Annotated in this window: 2 protein-coding genes; both read left to right on the top strand. The window is 77.5% G+C overall.

All coding sequences use genetic code 11. The features are described from left to right. Positions 1-744, top strand: a 744-nt coding sequence (locus ACSNOD_RS28835) for a ubiquinone/menaquinone biosynthesis methyltransferase (RefSeq protein ID WP_436770017.1), incomplete at its 5' end; no start/stop codon positions are given. Continuing rightward, on the top strand, positions 735-4,339 hold a 3,605-nt coding region (locus ACSNOD_RS28830; protein WP_436770016.1), incomplete at its 3' end, for a thiamine pyrophosphate-dependent enzyme. The genes ACSNOD_RS28835 and ACSNOD_RS28830, both read left to right, overlap by 10 nt.

Here is a 4,339-nt window from a genome sequence, read left to right as displayed (position 1 = left end):
CCCGAGCGCCCCCGCACCCCCCAACAGCTCTTCCACCGCGTCGCGCCGTACTACGACAGCCTCAACTCCCTCTTCAGCCTGGGCTTCGACCGCTCCTGGCGCCGCCGTACGGCCACCGCCGCCGGACTGCCCGACGGCGCCCGCGTGCTCGACGTGGCCACCGGCACCGGCGCCCTCGCCCGGGCGTTGCTCCGCCGGAACCGCACGATCCATGTCGTCGGCTGCGACATCAACACCTCCATGCTCGCCGTGGCCCGCAAGCGCCTCCGCCCCGAGATCGCGGCCGGCCGCTGCCACCTCGTGCTCGCCGGCGCCGAGCGCCTGCCCTTCCCCGACCACCACTTCGACGCCGTCTGTGTCGCCTTCGCGATCGACGACCTGCCCGACCGCCAACGGGCCGTCCGGGAGATGCGGCGCGTGCTGCGCCCCGGCGGAGCGCTCCTGCTGCTGGAGCTCTCCGTGCCCGACGGCCCCGTGGCCCGCCGGCTCTACCTCGCCGGCCTCGGCCTGTTCGCCCTGCTGGGGCGGTCCCGTCGGGCGGGCGCCTACGCCCATCTGCGCGACGAGATCGTCGGCTACCGCGGGGTCGAGTCGATCCGGGCCCTGTTCGCGTCCGCGGGGCTGACCGGCCACCGCCATCTACCGCTCACCGGAGGAATCGCCCGGCTGCACCTCGCCCGGGCCGAGGACCCCTCCGCCACCCCCATCGCACCCGATGCGACCGGAGGCAACCGATGCAGGTGAACAAGCACATCTACGCCGAGGTGCTGGGCCGCCCCCGATTCGCCGACGCGCTGGTGGCGGAGCTGGCCCGGGCCGGCGCCCGGGCGGTCTTCGGCATGGCGGCCGAGTCGGTGAACCCCCTGGTGGACGCCGTACGACGGCACCCCGGGGTCCGGTTCGTGCCCGTCCGGCACGAGGGCGCGGGCGCCCTGATGGCGTCGGCGTACGCGAAGGTGTCCGGCCGCCTGGGGGTGTGCGCGGGCACCGCGGGGCCGGGGGCGACGCACCTCGCCCTCGGCGCGTACGACGCCCGCGCCGACCGGGCGCCGTTCCTGGCGCTGACCGGGCAGGTGCCCGCGGAGCAGCTCGGCCTGCGCACGTTCCAGGAGGTGGACAGCCCTGCCCTGTTCGACGGGGCCGTCCTGCGCAACCACACCGTCACCGTGCCCGCGCAGACCCCGCTGCTGCGCCAGGTCGTACGGGAGAGCCTGCTGCTGCGCGGCCCCTCCCACCTGGCGCTGTGCTCGACCACCCTGACCGCGCCCGTGACCGGGCGCAGGCCCGCGCCGACCGCACTCCCCCGGCCGGCGCGGGCCGATGACAAGGCGGCGGTGTCCGCCGCCGGGGCCCGGCTGGCGGAGGCCGGCTTCTGTGTCCTGGTCGCCTCCGTCGACGCTCCGGTGCCGGCGCTGTGGAAGCTGGCCGAGCGGGCCGACTGCCCGGTGCTGGTCACCCCGCAGGGCCACCGCTGCGTCCCCGAGCGGGGCGAGGCGAACGGGGAAGGCCGGGAGGCCGGCGGCCGGCTGGTCCGCGTGCTGGAGCGCAACCGGGACGGCGTGGCCGAGGCGCTCCGGTCGGCGCCCGCCGTCCTGGTGCTGGGCAGCCTGACGGAGACGGCCCGGGGCCTGGTGGGCGACCACCCGCGGGTCGTCCACATCGGCCCGCCCGAGGAGTCGCCCACCCCCAAGCCCGCCGGCTGGCTCCGGGTGCTGGGAGAGCTGGAGGACCTGCTCACCGGCGTGGCGGAGCGGATCGGTACGGAGGCGAGCGGTACGGGGGCGGCCGGCGCGAAGGCGGTCGGCGCGGAGGCGATGGGCGCGCTCCCCCGGCTGCTGGGGGCGCCCCCCGCCCACCGCCCGGTGTGGGACGCGCTCGACGCGGCCCTGCCCGACGACGCGGTGATCACCCTGGAGAGCGGGGTCCTGCTGGACGAGGCGTTCACCGCGCTGCGGCCGGCCGGGCGGCTCCTGTGCGCCTCCTTCGCGCTCGGGGCACGCGGGTACGCGCTGCCGGCGGCGATCGGCGCCGCCCTCGCCGCCCCCCGGCGACCGGTGGTGGCGGTGACGGACGCGCTGCTGATCGAGGACTTCGCCGCGGAACTGACCACGCTCGCCGCTCTCGACCTGCCGGTGACGGTGGTCTGCCTGGACGCGCCGGGCGGGGTGGACATCGACCGGATGGCGCGGGCCGTGGGGCTGCGGTCGGTACGGGCCGGTGGGCCGGAGGAGGCCGCGGAGGTGCTGCGGTCCGCGGGCGGCGGGGCGCTGGTGCTGTCCCTTCCCGCCGGCGCGCACGCCGGGGACGCGCGCTCAGGAAACGCGCCCGCGCCCACGCTCGTACCCGCGCCCGAATCGGACCCCGCACCCGTAACCGAACTCACCCCCGTAACCGCTGCCGCGACCGGCACCGCTCCCGGGCCGGACACCGTGGGGGGCCACGTCGCCCGTCTGCTGGCCGCCGCGGGCGCCCAACGGGCCTACCGCTCCCGCGGCCACGGCTCGGCGGCGATGGCCGAGGCGCTGCGCGCCGCGGGGCTGACCGTGAGCACGGCCCGGCACACCGAGTCCCCGGCGATGATGGCCTCCGCCGACGCCAAGTTCTCGCGGGCGCCGGGGGTGGCCGTGGTCGCCTCCGCCGCGGAGCTGTTGCTCCAGGTCAACGGCGCGTACGACGCGGCCTACGACCACGCGGCCCTGGTGGTCGTCGCGGTCGGCGCCGCGCCCGGCCCGGTGGACGGCCGCCGGCTGTTCGGCGGCTTCGCGCGCGCCCATCGCGTGGACGGCGCCGAGGCGCTGGCCGGAGCGGCGCGGCTCGTCGCCGAGACGGCCGAGTCGGGCGGCGTATGCCTGCTGGAGATCACCGCGGAGGCGTTCGCGGAGCCGCTCGGGAAGGGCCTCGGCCTCGGGGAGGACCACGGCACCGCCGCCGTCACCCTCCCGGCGATCGAGCCGCCACCGGTCCTGGTCCCGCCCCGGGACGCGCTCGCCGCCGCGGCCGGGCGGCTGATCGGCGCCCGCCGGCCGGCCATCCTCGCCGGCCGCGGCGCGCAGGGCAGCGGCCACCTCGTGGAGGCGCTGGCCGAGCTGCTCCAGGCGCCGATCGTCACCACCATGCCGGGCCGGGACGCCGTGGACGGCTCCCATCCGCACTACGTGGGCGGCATCGGCTCCTCCGGGCACCGGTCGGCCGACTCCACGCTGCGCGGCTGCGACGTCCTGCTCTCCCTCGGCGTGTCCGCCCGGGGCTCCTCCGCCTTCGACATGCCCGGCGACTTCGCCATGGTGCAGGTCGACAGCGACCTCACCGCGCTGGGCGCCTCCGACCGGGTGGCCGTGGCCCTGCACGGCAGCGTCCGGCCCACGCTGGAGGAGCTGGTGGCGCTCGTGTCGGCGGCCCGTACGGGCGCGCGTACGGACACGGGCACGGGCACGCGTACGGGCATGGGCGCGCGTACGGATACGAGCGCCGGCGCGCGTACGGGCGCGGGCACCGGCACCGGCACCAGGGCCCGCTTCCTGCGCGAGCGCCAGGAGGAGTACGCGGCCTGGTTCCGCCGGACCACCTCCCTCCCCTACCCCCGGACCGGCAGCGTCGAGCAGTCCGCGGTCCCGCTGGCCGTGCTGGACGAGTTCGGCGAGCGCGACCCGTACGTGGTCACGGTCGACGTGGGGCTCGTGACCTTCTGGATGTACCGCTATCTGCGCGGGCGGCAGCGGTTCGTCTGGACCAGCTCCTTCGCCACCATGGGCTTCGCGCTCCCGGCGGCGCTGGCCGTGGCCCCGCTCAGCGGCGGCCGGCCGGTGATAGCCGCCGTCGGGGACGGCGGGCTCGCCATCACGATGAGCGAGCTGGGCACCCTGGCCGCGACCGAGGACCATGTCGTCGTCCTCGTCTTCAACAACCGCCGGCTCGGCGCCGTCCGGTTCGAGCAGGAGATCATGGGCTGGCCCGAGGACTCCTGCGCCCTGCACAACGGCGACATCGCCGAGACGGCCCGCGCCTGGGGGGTGCGCGCCCATCGCGCCGCCACGCCCGAGGAGTTGACCGGCGCGCTGCGCCGCGCGCACGCCGAGCCCGGCCCGCATCTGATCGAGGTCGTCTGCGAGCCGGACGAGGTCCCGGCGCTGGGGCAGCGCGGCCGCACCGCCACCCAGACCGTCGCGTTCCTGGTGGCCCTGGCCCGCGAGCGCCGCCAGCGGGGGCAGCGGGGCGAGCGCGGCCGGGGAGCCCGGCCGAAGGGGGACCGTACGACGGCGCTCGCCCCGGACGCGACCCGTACGGCCACGGCGCCCGCCGCCGCGACCGCGGCGCCCACCCCCGGCCCAGCGGCCGGGAA

Source organism: Streptomyces sp. URMC 123 (assembly GCF_051386515.1).
Taxonomy (GTDB): Bacteria; Actinomycetota; Actinomycetes; order Streptomycetales; family Streptomycetaceae; genus Streptomyces.
Note: the sequence above shows the minus strand (reverse complement) of the source record. Positions and strands in the feature narration are given on the sequence as shown.